Origin of the sequence: Nonomuraea sp. NPDC003709 (genome assembly GCF_040610775.1) — a bacterium.
Classification (GTDB): Bacteria; Actinomycetota; Actinomycetes; order Streptosporangiales; family Streptosporangiaceae; genus Nonomuraea; species Nonomuraea angiospora_A.
Map to the genome: position 1 here is coordinate 51,728 of NZ_JBEXMW010000044.1, position 16,124 is coordinate 67,851.

The 16,124-nt window shown below is 71.7% G+C and carries 15 protein-coding genes; 10 read left to right on the forward strand and 5 right to left on the reverse strand.

The features are described 5' to 3' along the window. The first annotated feature begins 2 nt into the window (after nucleotides 1-2). From ABZX61_RS61610 to ABZX61_RS61625, 4 genes are read left to right on the forward strand one after another with little or no spacing between them, the layout of a single operon-like run. Complete coding sequence (locus ABZX61_RS61610) at nucleotides 3-956, forward strand: sugar ABC transporter permease (RefSeq protein WP_355211512.1); 954 nt, start codon at nucleotides 3-5, stop codon at nucleotides 954-956. Then, nucleotides 953-1,759 (forward strand): carbohydrate ABC transporter permease, encoded by an 807-nt coding sequence (locus ABZX61_RS61615; RefSeq protein ID WP_350741042.1) that lies wholly within the window; start codon nucleotides 953-955, stop codon nucleotides 1,757-1,759. The genes ABZX61_RS61610 and ABZX61_RS61615 overlap by 4 nt, the downstream gene beginning before the upstream one ends. A 27-nt stretch (nucleotides 1,760-1,786) precedes the next feature. Continuing rightward, nucleotides 1,787-3,685 carry a beta-L-arabinofuranosidase domain-containing protein gene (locus ABZX61_RS61620; protein ID WP_355211515.1) on the forward strand — a complete coding sequence of 633 codons (1,899 nt, stop codon included), beginning with the start codon at nucleotides 1,787-1,789 and terminating at the stop codon, nucleotides 3,683-3,685. A gap of 4 nt (nucleotides 3,686-3,689) precedes the next feature. Continuing rightward, a complete protein-coding gene (locus ABZX61_RS61625) occupies nucleotides 3,690-5,387 on the forward strand; it encodes a hypothetical protein (protein ID WP_355211518.1) in 1,698 nt (565 codons plus the stop codon). A gap of 42 nt (nucleotides 5,388-5,429) precedes the next feature. Here the strand turns inward: ABZX61_RS61625 and ABZX61_RS61630 are convergent, their stop codons facing one another. Then, a complete protein-coding gene (locus ABZX61_RS61630) occupies nucleotides 5,430-6,218 on the reverse strand; it encodes an SAM-dependent methyltransferase (protein ID WP_355211521.1) in 789 nt (262 codons plus the stop codon). A 59-nt stretch (nucleotides 6,219-6,277) separates the two neighbouring features. On the opposite strand from ABZX61_RS61630, the gene ABZX61_RS61635 reads away from it, so the two are divergent. After that, a complete protein-coding gene (locus tag ABZX61_RS61635) occupies nucleotides 6,278-6,808 on the forward strand; it encodes an XdhC family protein (protein WP_355211523.1) in 531 nt (176 codons plus the stop codon). A gap of 4 nt (nucleotides 6,809-6,812) precedes the next feature. On the opposite strand, the gene ABZX61_RS61640 is transcribed toward ABZX61_RS61635, so the two are convergent. Both ABZX61_RS61640 and ABZX61_RS61645 read right to left on the reverse strand, forming a co-directional pair. Beyond that, nucleotides 6,813-8,372: a sulfatase gene (locus ABZX61_RS61640; RefSeq protein ID WP_355211548.1), complete on the reverse strand. Its 1,560-nt coding sequence runs from the start codon at nucleotides 8,370-8,372 to the stop codon at nucleotides 6,813-6,815. 194 nt (nucleotides 8,373-8,566) lie between these two features. Next, nucleotides 8,567-9,403: a hypothetical protein gene (locus tag ABZX61_RS61645; RefSeq protein ID WP_350741033.1), complete on the reverse strand. Its 837-nt coding sequence runs from the start codon at nucleotides 9,401-9,403 to the stop codon at nucleotides 8,567-8,569. A 174-nt stretch (nucleotides 9,404-9,577) separates the two neighbouring features. Between ABZX61_RS61645 and ABZX61_RS61650 the strand changes: the two genes are divergently transcribed. Beyond that, nucleotides 9,578-10,771, forward strand: coding sequence for a cytochrome P450 (locus ABZX61_RS61650; RefSeq protein WP_355211526.1), 1,194 nt, complete (start codon nucleotides 9,578-9,580; stop codon nucleotides 10,769-10,771). A gap of 3 nt (nucleotides 10,772-10,774) precedes the next feature. Here ABZX61_RS61650 and ABZX61_RS61655 read toward each other — a convergent pair whose 3' ends face one another. Continuing rightward, nucleotides 10,775-11,533, reverse strand: a complete 759-nt coding sequence (locus ABZX61_RS61655) for a class I SAM-dependent methyltransferase (RefSeq protein WP_355211529.1) — start codon at nucleotides 11,531-11,533, stop codon at nucleotides 10,775-10,777. Nucleotides 11,534-11,669: 136 nt separating this feature from the next. Here ABZX61_RS61655 and ABZX61_RS61660 point away from each other — a divergent pair, with 136 nt between their 5' ends. The 4 genes from ABZX61_RS61660 to ABZX61_RS61675 all read left to right on the forward strand — a co-directional run bounded on the left by ABZX61_RS61660 (nucleotide 11,670) and on the right by ABZX61_RS61675 (nucleotide 15,135). After that, nucleotides 11,670-12,257 carry a TetR/AcrR family transcriptional regulator gene (locus ABZX61_RS61660; protein ID WP_355211531.1) on the forward strand — a complete coding sequence of 196 codons (588 nt, stop codon included), beginning with the start codon at nucleotides 11,670-11,672 and terminating at the stop codon, nucleotides 12,255-12,257. Between the two features lie 44 nt (nucleotides 12,258-12,301). Then, on the forward strand, nucleotides 12,302-12,892 hold the full coding sequence (locus ABZX61_RS61665) for a TetR/AcrR family transcriptional regulator (protein ID WP_355211534.1): 591 nt from the start codon (nucleotides 12,302-12,304) through the stop codon (nucleotides 12,890-12,892). Nucleotides 12,893-12,965: 73 nt separating this feature from the next. Next, the gene (locus ABZX61_RS61670; protein ID WP_355211537.1) at nucleotides 12,966-13,517 is read left to right on the forward strand and encodes a TetR family transcriptional regulator; all 552 of its coding nucleotides are present in this window, start codon (nucleotides 12,966-12,968) and stop codon (nucleotides 13,515-13,517) included. A gap of 130 nt (nucleotides 13,518-13,647) precedes the next feature. Beyond that, complete coding sequence (locus ABZX61_RS61675; protein ID WP_355211539.1) at nucleotides 13,648-15,135, forward strand: MFS transporter; 1,488 nt, start codon at nucleotides 13,648-13,650, stop codon at nucleotides 15,133-15,135. A 51-nt stretch (nucleotides 15,136-15,186) separates the two neighbouring features. Here ABZX61_RS61675 and ABZX61_RS61680 read toward each other — a convergent pair whose 3' ends face one another. Beyond that, nucleotides 15,187-15,798 carry a TetR/AcrR family transcriptional regulator gene (locus tag ABZX61_RS61680; RefSeq protein WP_355211542.1) on the reverse strand — a complete coding sequence of 204 codons (612 nt, stop codon included), beginning with the start codon at nucleotides 15,796-15,798 and terminating at the stop codon, nucleotides 15,187-15,189. Nucleotides 15,799-16,124: the final 326 nt, after the last annotated feature.

Sequence of the window (16,124 nt, forward strand, 5' to 3'; positions counted from 1 at the left end):
CGATGACCTCTCTCAGCAGCGAGGCCGGCGAGGCGGTGACGGTGGGCAGGGCGGCGCACGCGGCTCCCCGGCGGGGGCGCCCGCGGCAGTGGACGGCCTACGCCTTCCTCGCGCCGCTCGTGATCTACCTGCTCGCCTTCTACGCCTATCCGCTCTACCGCAACATCGACCTGAGCGTGCACGACTACACGCCCCGGGCGTTCGTGCGGGGCGACCCGGAGTTCACCGGGCTGGACAACTACCGCGACATCCTGTCCGACGACACCTTCCTGCGGGCGCTGCGCAACACGGCCCTGTTCACGCTGGTGTCCATCGCGACGCAGTACGCCCTCGGCCTGGCCCTCGCGGTCTTCTTCCACCGCAGCTTCCGCCTGTCGGCGGTGCTGCGCGCGATGTTCCTGGTCCCGTGGCTGCTGCCGCTGATCGTCTCGGCCTCGACCTGGTCGTGGATGCTCAACAGCGACAACGGCATCGTGAATGCGGCGCTGGAGGCGTTCGGGATCGGCCAGATCAACTGGCTCACCTCTCCCGACACCTCGCTGCTGGCCGTCACGATCGCCAACATCTGGCTCGGCGTCCCGTTCAACCTGGTGATCCTGTACGCCGGGCTGCAGACCATCTCCGCCGACCTGTACGAGGCCGCCGGCCTGGACGGGGCCAACGGATGGCAGCGCTTCTGGCGCATCACCTTCCCGCTGCTGCGCCCGGTGTCGGCGATCACGCTGCTGCTCGGCCTGATCTACACGCTCAAGGTCGTCGACATCATCTGGATCATGACGAAGGGCGGCCCGGCGGACGCCTCGACGACGCTGGCCACCTGGTCGTACCGGGAGGCGTTCGGCACCGGCCAGCCCGACTTCTCGCCGGCGGCGGCCGTCGGCAACCTGCTGATCCTCATCGCCTTCGCCGCCGGGCTCCTGCACGTGCACCTGCAGCGCAAGGAGGAGCGCGCATGAAGAGCTGGAAGACCGCGGCAGGCGTCGTCCTCGTCGGGGTGATGCTGTTCCCGGTCTACTGGATGTTCAACGTCTCGCTGACCAAGACGGGCGACATGCGGGCCGACCCGCCCCACTGGTTCCCCTGGAACCCCACGTTCGAGGGGTACGCGGCGGCGTTCGCCCAGCAGCTGCCGGCCCTGGCCACGAGCCTGTTCATCGGCCTCGGCACCGTCGCGCTCACGCTGCTCGTCGCCCTGCCCGCGGGCTACTCACTGGCCAAGCTGCGCCCGCGCGGCGCGCGCGGGATCGACTTCCTGCTCCTCGTCGCGCAGATGATCCCGGCGGTCGTCATGGCCATGGGCTTCTACGCCATCTACATCAGGCTCGGGATGCTCAACACCGTCCCCGGCCTGATCGTCGCCGACTCGACGCTGGCCGTACCGTTCGGGGTGCTGCTCTTCCGGGCGTTCATGGCGAGCATCCCCGGCGAGCTCATGGCCGCCGCGCAGATCGACGGGGCGAGCACCTGGCGGACGTTCCGGTCGATCATCCTGCCGCTGAGCCGCAACTCGGTGATCACGGTCTCGCTCTTCGCGTTCCTGTGGGCGTGGTCGGACTTCATCTTCGCCTCGACCCTCAACCGCAACAGCGACGTGATCCCGATCACGCTCGGCATCTTCCGCTACATCGGCAACAACACCACGCAGTGGAACTCGATCATGGCGACCGCCGTGATCGCGTCCGTCCCCGCGGCCTTCCTGCTGGTCCTCGCGCAGCGCTACATCGCCGCCGGGGTCACCGCGGGCGCCGTGAAGGACTGAACAGCAATCCGTCGAAAGGTTCACCACATGACCAGCCCCGTGCTGCCGTCCCAGGGCCGGGTACGCCCCCTCGGGCCCGCGCAGGTCTCCATCACCGGAGGGTTCTGGGGGAGCCGGCAGGCCGTGAACGCCGCGGCGACGCTCGCCCACTGCGAGTCGTGGATGGAGCGCCTCGGCTGGCTCGCCAACTTCGACCGGGTCGCCGACGGGACGACCGCGCCCGACCGCCCCGGCTGGTCGTTCTCCGACTCGGAGGTCTACAAGCTCCTGGAGGCCCTGGCCTGGGAGAACGGTCGTACCGGCGATCCGGGGGTGGAGGCGGCGATCAAGCGGCTCACCGGGCGGATCGCCCGCGCCCAGGATCCGGACGGCTACCTCAACACCTGCTTCGGGCACGGCACGCAGCCGCCGCGCTACAGCGACCTGGAGATGGGCCACGAGCTCTACAACACCGGCCACCTCCTGCAGGCCGCGGTGGCCCGGCTGCGCACGCACGGCGAGGACGACCTCGTACGGGTCGCGCGCCGCGCCGCCGACCACGTGTGCAGCACGTTCGGCGCGGACGGCCGGCCCGGGATCTGCGGGCACCCGGAGATCGAGGTCGGCCTGGCCGAGCTCGGCCGGGCGCTGGGGGAGGAGCGCTACGTCGAGCAGGCGCGGATCTTCCTCGACCGCCGCGGGCACGGCACGCTCAGGGACATCCCCCTGGGCCGCGCCTACTTCCAGGACGACATCCCGATCCGGGAGGCCGACGTGTGGCGCGGCCACGCGGTCCGCGCGCTCTACCTGACCGCCGCCGCCGTGGACGTCGCCGTCGAACGCGGGGACGACGAGCTGCTGCGGGCCGTGGAGCGGCAGTGGGAGCGCTCGGTCGCGCGCCGCACGTACATCACGGGCGGGATGGGCTCACGACACCAGGACGAGGGCTTCGGCGAGGACTGGGAGCTGCCGCCGGACCGGGCGTACTGCGAGACGTGCGCCGGCGTCGCCTCGATCATGGTCTCCTGGCGCCTCCACCTCGCCACCGGCGACGTCCGCTACACCGACCTGATCGAGCGCACGCTCTACAACGTCATCGCGACCTCCCCGAGCCCCGACGGCACGGCGTTCTTCTACGCCAACCCCCTCCACCAGCGGGCACCGGGCCGGGAGGCGGACCCGGACGAGGTGAGCCCGCGCGCCGAGGCCGGCGTCAGGGCCGCCTGGTTCGACGTGTCCTGCTGCCCCACCAACGTCGCCCGCACCCTGGCCGGCCTCCAGGGCTACCTCGCCACCACCGACGACGACGGCCTGCAGCTCCACCAGTACGCCCCCTCGACCGTCCGCGCCGAGCTGCCGGACGGGCGGGAGATCGCGGTGGAGATCGAGACCGCCTACCCCGACAGCGGAACCGTCCGCGTCCGGATCCTCGCCGACGGGCTCTGGACGCTGGCGCTGCGGGTGCCAGCCTGGGCCACCGGGGCCACGCTCGCCGAGGACGGGCGGGCACGGCCGGTCGAGCCCGGCATGGCCACGGTGCGGCGGGCGTTCCGGGCGGGCGAGGTGATCACGCTCGAACTGCCGATGGAGCCCCGCTTCACCTGGCCGGACCCCCGCATCGACGCCGTACGCGGCTGCGTCGCCGTCGAGCGCGGCCCCGAGGTCCTGTGCGCCGAGTCCCACGACCTCCCGCACCCCGGCGGGCTCGACACCCTGACGATCGATCCCCGACGCGACCCCCGATCCGGCCCCCGGGCCGAGCCCGGCGAGGTGCTGGTCCGCGGACGCCTGGCCGCACCCCCCGACCGGCCGTGGGCCTATTCCGGCGCCGCGGCTGCCTCCGCGGCGGACGTCGAGTGGTTCGACGTGCCGCTGCGGCCGTACCACTCGTGGGCCCGTCGCGGCCCGTCGAGCATGCGTGTCTGGTTGCCCATCGAAGGAGAGTGACACGATGTCCCGATTCCGAGTGCTCGCCTTAGCCCTGGTCACCACGGCCACTGCCCTGGTGACCGCCTCACCCCCGGCCGCGGCCGCCGGCGCGACGCTGACCGTCAACGTCGCGCAGCCGTTCCGGCCGGTCACCCACGTCGCCTCCGGCGGCCTGTACGGCCTGGCCGAGAACTCCCGGCCGGCCGACTCCACCCTCCTCCCGATCAAGGTCAACTCTCTGACCCAGCCCGCGCCCGGCGTCGGCCAGCGCCCCAACGGCCAGCCGCCCGGCGGCGACTCCCTGCTGGTGTCCCCGCAGGCCACCCGGGCCGGGGCGGGCGAGTTCATCCGGATGCCCGACATCTATCCCGACTTCCCCTACAGGTGGGTGAGCTGGGACGACTGGCTGGCCAAGGTCAACACCATGGTCAACGCCCGGCTGTCGGCCACCACGGTCACGAACGTCATCGGCTGGGAGCTCTGGAACGAGCCCGACTACACCTGGAACACCGCCGCGGCGGGCAACTTCAACGACGCCTGGGTGCGTACGTACCGGGCGGTGCGCGCGCTCGACACGCTCACGCCGATCGTCGGCCCCAGCACCGCCACCTACAACCGCTCCTGGATGCAGTCGTTCCTCACCAACGCCAAGAACACCGGCACCCTGCCGGACATCATCTGCTGGCACGAGCTGCAGAATCCCACCAGGATCGCCTCCGACATCGCCGACTACCGCAACCTGGAGTCCTCGCTCGGCATCAGCCCGCGCCGCATCTCCATCAACGAGTACGCCGCCACCAGCGAGGTCGACGTGCCCGGCCGGATCGCCAGCTACGTCGCCAAGCTGGAGCGGGGCGGCGTGGAGTCCGCCCACCGGGCCTTCTGGTACGAGTACGGCACCATGAACGGCCTGGTCGTCAACAACAGCCAGCCCACCGGCACCTGGTGGCTGTACAAGTGGTACGGCGACATGGCCGGGAACATGGTCACGACCACGACGACCACGACGACCGGCCTGGACGGGTTCGCCTCCTACGACGGCACCCGCAAGATCGTCAACGTGGCGTTCGGCAACGAGGCCGGCACCAACACCGTCAACCTCACGGGCCTCGGCGCGCTCGGCTCCAGCGTCCGCGTCACGCTGACCTCCACCCCGTCCAGCGGCCGCTTCACCGCGGTCACCGCCCCCACCACGATCTCCACGACCACCCGGACGGTCAGCGGCGGTCAGCTCAGCGTGTCCGTGCCCAACATGGTGGCCACCAGCGCCTACCAGCTCGTCGTCGAGCCGGTCAGCGGGGTGCCCGCCTACCAGCAGCGGTACGAGGCCGAGAACGCCTCCGTCTTCCGCGCCCAGCGGCTCAGCGCCTCCAGCGCGTCGGGCGGCGGCTACGTGGGCCGGATCGACAACTCGGGCACGCCGCGTACCGACAGCTACGTCGACTTCGTGGTGAACGTGCCCACGGCGCGCTCGTACACGATGACCATCGGCTACGCCAACGGCACCGGCGCCACCGCGACCCAGGGCCTGGCCTACAACGGCGGCTCCTGGAGCACGGTCAGCTACCCGCCCACCGCGGCGTGGGGCGAGTTCGGCGCCACCGTCGGCACCACCGTCACCCTCCGGGCCGGGTACAACGTGATCCGCCTGGCCAAGGGCTCGCCGTTCTTCTCCGGCGGCACCGGATACGCCGAACTCGACTACATCCAGCTCACCTGACCCGCGCGGCGGTCCGGCGCACCCCGCCGGACCGCCCGCACGTCAGGGCTTGCGGCCCACGCCGCAGACCGCGTTGATCACCGCCGGCTGGGGCGGCGCTCCCGCCGGGGGCCGCCAGAGCGGCGTGGAGACCACGCCCGGGTCCACGAGTTCGAGCCCCTTGAAGTGGACGGCGAGCCGCTCGGGGCTGCGCAGCGTGTACGGGAAGGCGGCCCGCTCGTTGTAGGAGCTCACCGCCGCCACCAGCGAGGGGTTGACGTCGGCGCCGTCGGACAGCGCCAGGTGGCTACCGGGCGGCAGCGCCTTGACGTAACGGCGGACGAGATCGGCGGCGAGGTCGTCGTCGGGGATCTGGCCGGCGATGCTGAGCATCATCAGGCCGATCGGCCGCGAGAAGTCGAGGGTCTCGGCCGCCGCGGCGAGGATGGTGCCGGGGTCGCGCACGTCGGCCTCGACGTAGGCGGTCCTGCCCTGCGGGGTCCCGGCGAGCAGGGCGCGGGCGTGCACGAGCACCAGGGGGTCGTTGTCGACGTAGACGACGCGGGACTCGGGCGCGAGGCGCTGCGCCACCTCGTGCGTGTTGTCGGCGGTGGGCAGGCCCGAGCCGATGTCGAGGAACTGCCGGATGCCCGCCTCGGTGACGAGGTAGGTCACCGCTCGCCGGAGGAACTCGCGCTGCAGCGTGGCCACCTGCGCGAAATCGGGGAACACGCGCAGCAGGGTGTCCCCGGCCTCGCGGTCCACGTCGTAGTTGTCCTGCCCGCCGAGCAGGTAGTTCCAGACCCGGGCGGAATGCGGCTTCGTACGGTCGATCCTGGGGTCGGCGTCCATGGGCGAAGCCTATAGGGATCTTCGCGAGCATGATCGACTGCTTGTGTCAGACTGCGAGTATGGCCCACACCCATGACGCAGAAGACCTGGCGTGCACAGTGGCCCACAGCGAGGCCCCCAGCGAGGCCCCTGTCGAGCCGGCCGGGCGGACGCTGGTCGCCGTCTTCGCCTCCCCGGTGGCCGAGTGCCTGCTGAGGTTCGGCGCCGAGCTCGGCTTCCGCCCGATCCTGGTCGAGCCCGATCCCGAGCGCCGCCTCGAGGGATTCACGGCGGTGACCGGGCTCGGCGCCTGGCTCGACGCCACGGCCGACGTGGTGCTCACCGACCATCACCGCGAGGAGATCGGACCGGTCCTGCGGGACGTGCTCAAGTTCCCCGTCCGGTGGGTCGGCATCATGGGCAGCGCCCGCCACACGGCACCGCACGTGCGGGCGCTGGCCGATCTCGGCGTGCCGCCCGAGGAGGTCGCCCGGGTGCACCGGCCCATCGGGCTCAACATCGGCTCGCGCACCCCGCCCGAGATCGCCGTCGCCACCCTGGCCGGCCTGATCGCCGACCGCAACGACCGCCCGGGCGGCTTCGCCTTCTGAGGAGTCAGCGCAGGTGGGCGGCCCTCCAGCAGTCCACCGCGCCCGGCTTGCCGCACCTCTTCAGGCCGTCGAGGACCTTGCTCAGGGCGGCTGTCCTGGCGTTGCCGGGGTCGTTGGACTCCTCACGCGGATCGGTGACGGTGTTGTAGTACTCGGGCCGCGGATCGCCCTTGTACTCGACATAGAGCTCCCCGCCCGTGCGCACGGCGGAGTAGCTGGGCGGCCGGGAGTTGCCCTTCTTCATGGCGTCCGCGTCGGGGTCGGGCTGGCCGGGCGCGTGGGGGTCCGGCTTGACGTGCTCGATCAGCGCCGCGTCGCGCCAGCCGGTGACGTTCTGACCCTGGATGAGGGGCAGCAGGCTGCGGCCGTCGCGGCTGTCACGCGTCGCCGCGCCGACGCCGGCCATGTCGAGGAAGGTCGCGAACAGGTCCACGTTCTGGGCGATGGCGGGCGTCACGAGGTCGCCGCGCGGCCCCGAGGCCGGGCGCCTGACCAGGAGCGGCACCCGTACGTCGTGGTCGTAGGCGGTGGCCTTGCCGCGCACCAGGCGGTGCTGCCCGAGGTGGAAGCCGTTGTCGCTGGTGAACACGACGTACGTGTTCAGCTTCTCCTCCTCGGTCAGCGCGGACAGGACGCGCTGCACCATGTCGTCGATCGACTGCACCATGCGGATCCGGTCGCGGAAGTCCTCGCGGAGCTTCTCGGTGATCTTCGGGCCGATGGGCTCCCGCCGTACCCAGGAGGGCTTGTCGGAGGTGTCCTCGTTGAACGACGGCAGGGTGGTCACGTCGATGGAGTCGCAGTCGGGGCCGCCGCAGTCGCCATGGGGGAACTCGCCGGCGGGGAAGCGGTCCTTCGGCCGGTCGCGCGGCGCGGGCGGGAAGCGCGGCTCCGTGTCGCCGCGCTTGACGTTGACCCTGTTGTGCAGCGAGAACGGCGAGACCTGGAGGAAGAACGGCTCACCGGGGGCGTACCGGCGGGACCGCTCGATGAAGCCCACCGCCCGCTGTCCCAGCTCGTCGACCAGGTATCTGCCCTTGGAGGGGTCGATCGGCAGCCGGCCGCCCGCTTCCTCCTTGATGTAGCGGGTGAGCTTGTATCTGAACTCGTTGTAGCCGCCGCTCGCCGTCACGTGCCACTCGTCCCAGCCTGGCGGGACGTGGTAGCCGGGACCCGCGGGATACTCGTTGATGTACTTGCCGAGGTAGCCCGTGCGATATCCGGCCTGATGCAGGGAGACGGCGTACGTCCTGCCCTCGTGCCTGGCGAACGCCCCGTAGCCGCCGTGGTCGTAGCCCTGGTTGGTCCGCACGCCCGTGTTGTGCGGGAACTGGCCGGTGAACATGGTGGCGCGGGAGGGGCAGCAGAGCGAGTCGGCCACGTAGTAGCCGGTGAACGTGGTGCCGTCGTGGCTCAGGCTCTTGACCGTGTCCATGTACTGGAGCAGCTCGGCGGACATGTCGTCGACGAGGAAGAAGATGATGTTCGGCCGCTTGGGCGCGGCGACGGCCCCCGCGCTTGACGGGGACGCGAGGGTCAAGGTGAGGACGACGGCCAGCGCCACCGCCAAGCTTTTCCTGATATATCCGGGCATCGGGGAGAACAGCCTCTTTGGCAGGGGACAGGAGGTTGGGGGTGCGATGCACGTACATTCTGGACAAAGCACTCAAACAACTTCATACCACCCGCGAGAGTATGCTCCGGAGCCGGGCAATCCCGGCCGGCCCTCATGGGCACGGCCGGGCGAAGGACCGGCGTCTAGTTCCAGATCCCCGGGACCGCGGCCGGGACCTTGTCCTCGAGCTGGTCCCGGTCGAGCACGTCTCCCTGCAGGGGCAGGAGAACGGTGACCTCGCGACCCCAGTCCGCGTAACGGGTGCTCGACTCGACCGTCATGGAGCTCTTGCCGTAGGGCAGGACCGCCTTGGCGGACAGCCGCTCGACCAGGCCGTCACCGCCGAACCAGAGGGTGTAGGTGATCTTGCCGTCGCGGCCGCTCCTGGAACGCGTACCGAAGCGCGACGCGAACGAGGGGGAGACCGCCGCGAGCTTGGTGGCCTTGATCGAGCCCTTCAGCACGCCGTCACGCCACGAGGTGCGGTGGGACAGGAGCGTCTTGAGCGTGTCGGGCTCCAGGGCGTTCAGCACCAGATTGCTCGGCGGCAGAGCGGCCCGGCTGTAGCGCACCCAGCTCGTGCCCTGGGGCAACGCGGAGTCGACGATCGGGCCGGAGACGTAGCTCACGTCCCGGGTGGAGATCATCCTGATGGGCCCCTGCTGCAGGGCCTCGACCTCCGCCGGCTTCGTCCTCTTCACGCTGCGGAGGAGGTCCTCGCTGTACTGCAGGGTCTGGGCCACATCGGACGCGGCCGCGCCGCGCCGGTCGAACCCGATCGTGCCCTCCAGCCCCGAGGTGACGACCAGGCTGCGCGTGTACGTCACCTTGGCCGTGGACTGCACGTTGACGGCTCTGCCGGCGGTTAACTCGGCCTTGAGCGCCTTGACCGGGTCGATCGTGGGTGCCGCTTGCGCGGGCGTGGCGGTGAGTTGCGCCACGCCCGCGACCACGGCGGCACCGATGATGGCTCGCTTCATGGGTTTCCTTGGGAACGGTCCGAAAAGTCGCGAACAATCTGGTGCATCGAAGATCATCAGTCAAGTCGAACCATGACATCCGGTATTTCCCGGACACCCCGTTCCCTTGATCTCACGCCGTACGGGGACGAGCATGGTCAACGGCGGCCCGACGACAGGGAGAGACGTGCCGGCGTGAACGACCACAGCGAAGACACGCGCAAGATCCCGCGCCAGGCCGCACCCGGGGCCTGCCCGGTCCGGCGCGCCGACGACGGCACGTGGGAGGTCCGCGGCCACGAGCAGGCCCGCGCCGTGCTGCGCAGCTACGACACCGTCCAGGCCGGGCTGGGCGTCGAGACCGTGGAGAAGCTGCCCGCCAGGATCCGGCGGCCGGTCCTCTACCGCGACGGGCCCGAGCACCGCGAGGACCGCCGCCAGACCGCGCGGTTCTTCACGCCCCGCAGGGTGGACGAGCGGTATCGCGACCTGATGGCGCGGGTCGCGGAGAGCCGGCTCGCCGAGCTGCGGGAGACGGGGGAGGCGCACCTGTCGGAGCTGAGCTTCGGCGTGGCGATCGAGGTGGCGAGCGCGATCATCGGCCTCACCTCCAGCAGGCCCGGGATCCGCGCCAGACTGGAACGGTTCTTCCCCGAGAAGTTCGGCCGGCCCGGCCTGACCAGCCCGAGCGGGATCTACTGGCTGGTCAGGCAGAACGTGAGCTGGCTGAGCGTCTACCTGGCCGACGTGCGCCCGGCGATCCGCGCCCACCGCCGCGAGCCGCGCGACGACCTCATCTCGCATCTGATCTCCGAAGGGTGCACGGACGCCGAGATCCTCGGCGAGTGCCTGACCTTCGCCGCGGCCGGCATGGTGACCACGCGCGAGTTCATCTGCGTCGCGGCCTGGCACCTGTTCGCCGACGAGGCGCTGCTGGAGCGCTACCGCGCGGCGGACGAGCCCGGCCGCCTCGCCGTCCTGCACGAGATCCTGCGGCTCGAACCCGTGGTCGGGCGGCTGCGCCGGCGCACCACCGCCGCCCTCGACCTGGCCGGCGCCGACGGGCCGGTCACGGTGCCTCCGGGCGCGGTGATCGAGGTGTTCGTCGACGCGGCCAACACCGATCCCCGAGCCGTGGGCTCGCTGCCGCTGTCGGTCTGCCCCGGCCGCGCCATCGACGGGGGCACGAGCGCCGCGGCGCTGTCCTTCGGCGACGGGCCGCACCGGTGCCCGGGGGCGAACATCGCCATCCTGGAGACGGACGTCTTCCTCAGCCGCCTGTTCGCCATGGACGGCGTGCGGATGGCGTCGGCGCCGCGCGTGAGCTTCAACAACGACATCGGCGGCTACGAGATCCGCGGGTTGGTGGTCAGGGTGGGGGACCCGTAGGGGTCAGGAGGCGCCGCGTGCCGCGGTGACCACCACCGTGGTGTAGCGCATCGTGAAGCCGCCCCCCGCCGCGTCGACGGCGGCGCCGACGCCCGCGAGCACCTCCTGCAGCGTGGCCGCCGGGAGCCGGGTGTGGACGCCGGTGGTGGGCACCAGGTCCAGCCACTCGTCGCGGGTGTAGGGCCGCTCCCAGTCGAAGCGCCACTCCTCCACGTCGCCGAATGCGCCCGCCTGCCGGATGCCGTCGGCGGCCTTGGCGCTCAGCGACACGTACGCGTCCGCGTCGGACATCATGCGCTGGTAGATCGGCGCGTCGGGCATGATCCTGCGGTAGACCGCGGCGATGGCCGCGCCGAGATCGGGCGGGGTCTGGAACGCGTTCCAGAACACCGCCAGCCGTCCGCCGGGACGCAGCACCCGCGCCGCCTTGGCCGCGCCGGCGACGGGGTCCACCCAGTGCCAGGCCTGTCCGGCGACGACCGCGTCGAAGTCCCGGCCGGCGGGCTCCCAGGTCTCGAACGTCGACACCTCGACCTCGAGCCCGTCGCGCCGCGCGAAGTCGGCCATCCGCTCGTCGGGATCGACCCCGAGCACCTTGCAGCCGGCCGCCTGGAACTGCCGGGCCTCGATGCCGGTGCCGCAGCCGACGTCGAGGACGTCGGGCCCGGGGCTGCCGGCGACGATCCGGGCCACCATGGCGTCGGGGTAGTGGGGCCGGGTCCGGTCGTAGCGCTCGGCGTCCACGCCGAACGATTCCGCCATCTGCCGAGCTTGATGCGGCTCGGGCTCGGGAAGAGAGGCTCCCGGCTGAGATATAGTGGGCATGCGCCCACTATGAATGGGCATGTGCCCACTCGTCAACCCGGCGAGGCCGGACGATGGAAGGCGGGATGCGACGGTGCCGACAGGGGTGGCCCTCCGCGACGTGCGTGAGCAGTTGTTCGACGCCGCCGAGCGGATCCTGTTGCGGGACGGGCCGAGCGCGCTGACCAGCCGGGCGGTCACCGCGGAGGCCGGCTGCGCCAAGGGCGTCCTGCACCGGCACTTCGAGGACTTCGACGCCTTCCTGGCCGAGCTCGTGCTCGATCGCGTCGCCCGGATGGACGCCCAGGCCGCCGCGCTGCGCGAGTCCGCCGGGGCCGGCACCGTCGCCGGCAATCTCGCCGGCGCGCTGACGACCGTGTTCGGGTCGGTCGCCGTGTCGATCGTCGCCCTCGTCACCTTCCGGGACGAGCTTCGCGCCCGGCTGCGCCGGTCCTGGCCGGTGGGCGTCCCGCTCCTGGCGGAGGCCGGCGCCATGATCGCCTCCTATCTCCGCGCCGAGCGGGACCTGGGGCGCATCGCGGCGGACGCCGACGTCGACACGCTCGCCCCGACCCTGATCGGGGCCGGGCACCTGCTGTTCGCCGACCGGACGGGCGCCCCGCCGGAGCCCGCCGCCGTCCGCAAGATGGTGACCACGGTCATCGCCGGCGTCGAGCGCTAGCAAGACGGACCGTATCGTCTCGTCTTGCTGCTATGCTGACCCGCATGTCTAAAAGCCCCGACCCCGCCCGCCGCAGCGAGCGCTCGCGGCAGGCCGTCCTCGAAGCGGCCCGCGAGCTGGTCTCCGAAATGGGATACGCCAAGATCTCGATCGAGGCCATCGCCGCCCGCGCGGGCGTGGGCAAGCAGACGATCTACCGCTGGTGGCGTTCCAAGGGGGCCGTGATCTTCGACGCCTTCCTCGCCCTCAGCCAGGTCGGCGACAGCATCACGCTGCCCGACACGGGCGACATCGAGGCCGATCTCAAGCTGGTGATGCGGGCGACGGTGGCCGAGTTCGCCGACCCGGGGTTCGAGGCGCCGATCAGGGCGCTCAACATGGAGATCATCAACGATCCCGACCTCGCCGCCCAGTACCGCGAGAAGCTGGCGGGCCCGGTCGACGAGGCCAAGAAGGCCCGGCTGCGCAGCGCACAGCGCGCCGGCCAGATCGCCGAGGACGCCGACCTCGACCTGGCCCTGGAGCTCCTGTACGCCCCCCTGTTCCAGCGCTGGCTGCACCGCTCGGGCCCGCTCACCCCCGAGTACGCCGACGCCCTCGTCGAGCTCACCCTCAAGGCCCTGCGCCCCGCCTGACCGCGGCCGCCGTCACCGGGCGGGCCGCTGCGTCGGCGAGTAACTGTACCTTCTGGATGGTACAGTTACCGCTATGCGACCGAGCCAGAGGACCCGGATCCTGGACGCCGCCATCCGCGTGACGGAGCGCGACGGCATCACCGCCCTGACGCTGGAGTCGGCGGCCGAGGAGGCCGGCGTGACCAAGGGCGGGCTCATGTACCACTTCCGCACGCGCGACGAGCTCCTGGTGGCGATCCAGCGGCATCTGACCGACGCGTGGGAGGCGCAGCTCGTCGCCGAGCTGGGCAAGCCGCTGGCGGAGGCGTCGCCGCAGGAGGCCGTCGAGGCCTACGTACGGGTGGGCGCGCACGGCTCGGTGAGCAAGGCGGACCTGGCGTTCATGGTCGAGTCGGTCACCACGCCGGCGCTGGCCGAGGCGTGGGACGACCTCATCGGTCGCTGGGCCCCGCCGCCCACCTCGACCGACCCGCGCGACATCGACCTGCTCCTGGCCCAGTTGGCCGTCGACGGGCTGTGGCTGTGGCGGGCCACGAGCATGATCCCCCTGTCCGAGCCGGTCAGGAAGGCACTCCACGACCGCCTGCTCAAGCTGGTGGCGGCGGAGGACGCCGACGCCGGCTGAAGCGGGAGCCCGAGCAGGCGTCCTCCACCCCCCATACGTGCCCAGCCACCCCGACGACCGGGAGCGCCCAGGTCGCCGGGGTCAGCCGTGTGACCCTGCGCCACCACCCCTTTTTCCTTGGAGGACCCCCATGACGAACACGGTGACCGAGCTGAACCCCAGACGCTGGGCGGCGCTGGCCGTCCTGTCGGCCAGCCTGTTGCTGATCACGATGGACATGACCATCCTCAACGTGGCACTGCCGCAGATCTCGGCCGACCTGCGGCCGGGCGCGGTCGAACTGCTGTGGATGATCGACGTCTACTCCCTGGTCGTGGCGGGCCTGCTGGTGGCCGTCAGCGCGCTGGGCGACCGCTGGGGGCGCAAGCGCATGCTCGTCTCCGGCTTCGTCCTCTTCGGCCTGGCCTCCGTCGCCGTGCTGTGGGCCGACAGCCCGGCCGAGGTGATCGCCGTACGGGCGTTGCTCGGCGTCGGCGGTGCGATGATCATGCCGTCGACCCTGTCGATGATCCGCAACCTGTTCACCGACGCCCGCGAGCGGGCCACCGCGCTGGGCGTGTGGGCCGCGATGGCGGCGGTGGGCGGCGCGCTCGGCCCGATCGTGGGCGGGCTGCTGCTGGAGGCCTTCAGCTGGCACGCCGCGTTCCTGGTGAACGTACCGGTCATGGCCGTCGCCGTCGTCACCGGGCTGCTCCTGCTGCCCGAGTCGCGCAACCCCGACCCGGGCCGATGGGACGCCCTGGGCACGGTGCTGTCGATGGTCGGCATGATCGCCCTGGTCTACGCCATCAAGCACGTGGCCACCGAGGGCCTGGACGTCTGGACCGCGCTCACGGCCGTCCTGGCCGCGGTCACGCTGACCTGGTTCGTCCGGCGGTGCCTGGGCCGCCCCGACCCCCTTCTGGAGGTCCGGCTGTTCCGCGGCGGCGCCTTCGCCTCCGGCACCCTGGCCGCCTTCACCACCTCGATCGCCATGGCGGGCATGATGCTGCTCATGGTCCAGTGGGCGCAGCTCGTCCAGGGCTACTCGCCGCTGCAGACGGGCCTGGCCATGCTGCCCATGGCGGTCGGCTCCGCGGTCCTCTCGCCGCTGGCGCCGGCCCTGGCCACCCGGATCGGCGCGCGTACGGTGCTGGCCGGCGGGCTGGTGATCGGCGGGCTCGGCTTCGTGGTGCTCTGGGTCGCCCCGACGACCTACCTCTGGGTGGCCGTGTCGATCCTGCTGATCGGGGCGGGCATGGGCTCGCTGGCCATCGCCTCCGCCGTGATCATGGCGGGCGCCCCGGCGGAGAAGGCGGGCAGCGCGGCCGCCATCGAGGAGACCTCGTACGAGATCGGCGGCACCTTCGGCGTCGCGGTGCTGGGCAGCCTGGCCGCCGCCCTCTACCGGGCCGAACTGCCCGGGAACGCCACCGACGCGGTGCGCGAGTCGCTCGGCGGCGCGCTGGCGGCCGCCCGCGCGATCGGCTCCTCCGACCTGGCCGCCCAGGCCACGCTCGCCTTCACCGAATCGCTGCGGACGACCAGCCTGTACGGCGCCGTCCTCATGCTGCTGGCGGCCGTGGCCGTCTGGTGGCGCACCCCCGCCCGGCTGGACCTGGCCTCGGCCCAGCACTGAGCGTCCCTCCCCAACCGCGAGGACCTTCGGGCGGCGCAGCACCGAGCGCCGCTACCTGCGGAGTCCTTCGGGCGGCGCGGCGGGCAGGACGACGGACAGGGCGTGGCGCAGGATGGCCGCGAACGACTCGTTGTTGCCGGGCTCCAGCCAGCGCCGCCCCGCCACCCGGATGGCCCCGGCCACCGCCGCGGCCACGACGGCGGGGAACAGGTCGCGCCCGGGATCGACGCCGGTGCGCGCCGCGATCGCCTCGGCGAGCGGCCCCTCCGCCATGGTGAACGTCTTCAGCGCCTCCCCCTCCAGGGCCGGCGTCGACATGATCATGCGCAGCCCGGCCCGGTCGGGCTCGGGGTCGGTGTAGAGCTCGACCACGGCCGCGATGACGGCCTGGTCGAGCGGCTCGCCGGCGGGCCGGGCCCGCAGCGCCTGCCCGGCGCGCCTGGCCTGGTCGGCGTGGAAGGCGCAGATCGCCTCCTCCCTGCTGGAGAAGTAGTTGTTGTACGTGCGGGGGGAGACGCCCGCGGCCGTGGCGATGTCATGGACGCGGACGAGGGCCAGCCCGTGGGGCCCCTGCTCGATGGCCAGGCGCAGGGCGGCATGGCTGATCGCCTCCCGGGTGGCCTGCTTGTTGCGGGCCCGGAGGTCCACGGCGTCGTCGTTCATGGGAGGACTCTATCCGACATTGCGTGCGGCGCACTATGTGCGTGGCGCGCAAGTTGTGGGTAAAGTGCGGGGAGACGCCTGGCACTCACCCCTGGAGAGTGCCAGCCGCCGGGACGGCGAGGTCCGCGGGCAGGTCATGACGCCTGCCCGCGGGCCGTCCGTCGCGGGCGCCGTCCCGGCAAACCCCCATCGTGAGCAGGAGAGAACATGGCTTCGAAGATGATTGCGTTCGACGAGGACGCCCGGCGCGGTCTCGAGCGCGGTATGAACCAGCTCGCCGACGCCGTCAAGGTGACCTTGGGTCCCAAGGGCCGCAACGTCGTGCT

Coding starts and splice junctions, on each gene's coding strand:
- ABZX61_RS61610 (WP_355211512.1), top strand. CDS start 3: ATGACCTCTCTCAGCAGCGAGGCCGGCGAGGCGGTGACGGTGGGCAGG.
- ABZX61_RS61615 (WP_350741042.1), top strand. CDS start 953: ATGAAGAGCTGGAAGACCGCGGCAGGCGTCGTCCTCGTCGGGGTGATG.
- ABZX61_RS61620 (WP_355211515.1), top strand. CDS start 1,787: ATGACCAGCCCCGTGCTGCCGTCCCAGGGCCGGGTACGCCCCCTCGGG.
- ABZX61_RS61625 (WP_355211518.1), top strand. CDS start 3,690: ATGTCCCGATTCCGAGTGCTCGCCTTAGCCCTGGTCACCACGGCCACT.
- ABZX61_RS61630 (WP_355211521.1), bottom strand. CDS start 6,218: ATGGACGCCGACCCCAGGATCGACCGTACGAAGCCGCATTCCGCCCGG.
- ABZX61_RS61635 (WP_355211523.1), top strand. CDS start 6,278: ATGGCCCACACCCATGACGCAGAAGACCTGGCGTGCACAGTGGCCCAC.
- ABZX61_RS61645 (WP_350741033.1), bottom strand. CDS start 9,403: ATGAAGCGAGCCATCATCGGTGCCGCCGTGGTCGCGGGCGTGGCGCAA.
- ABZX61_RS61655 (WP_355211529.1), bottom strand. CDS start 11,533: ATGGCGGAATCGTTCGGCGTGGACGCCGAGCGCTACGACCGGACCCGG.
- ABZX61_RS61665 (WP_355211534.1), top strand. CDS start 12,302: ATGTCTAAAAGCCCCGACCCCGCCCGCCGCAGCGAGCGCTCGCGGCAG.
- ABZX61_RS61670 (WP_355211537.1), top strand. CDS start 12,966: ATGCGACCGAGCCAGAGGACCCGGATCCTGGACGCCGCCATCCGCGTG.
- ABZX61_RS61675 (WP_355211539.1), top strand. CDS start 13,648: ATGACGAACACGGTGACCGAGCTGAACCCCAGACGCTGGGCGGCGCTG.
- ABZX61_RS61680 (WP_355211542.1), bottom strand. CDS start 15,798: ATGAACGACGACGCCGTGGACCTCCGGGCCCGCAACAAGCAGGCCACC.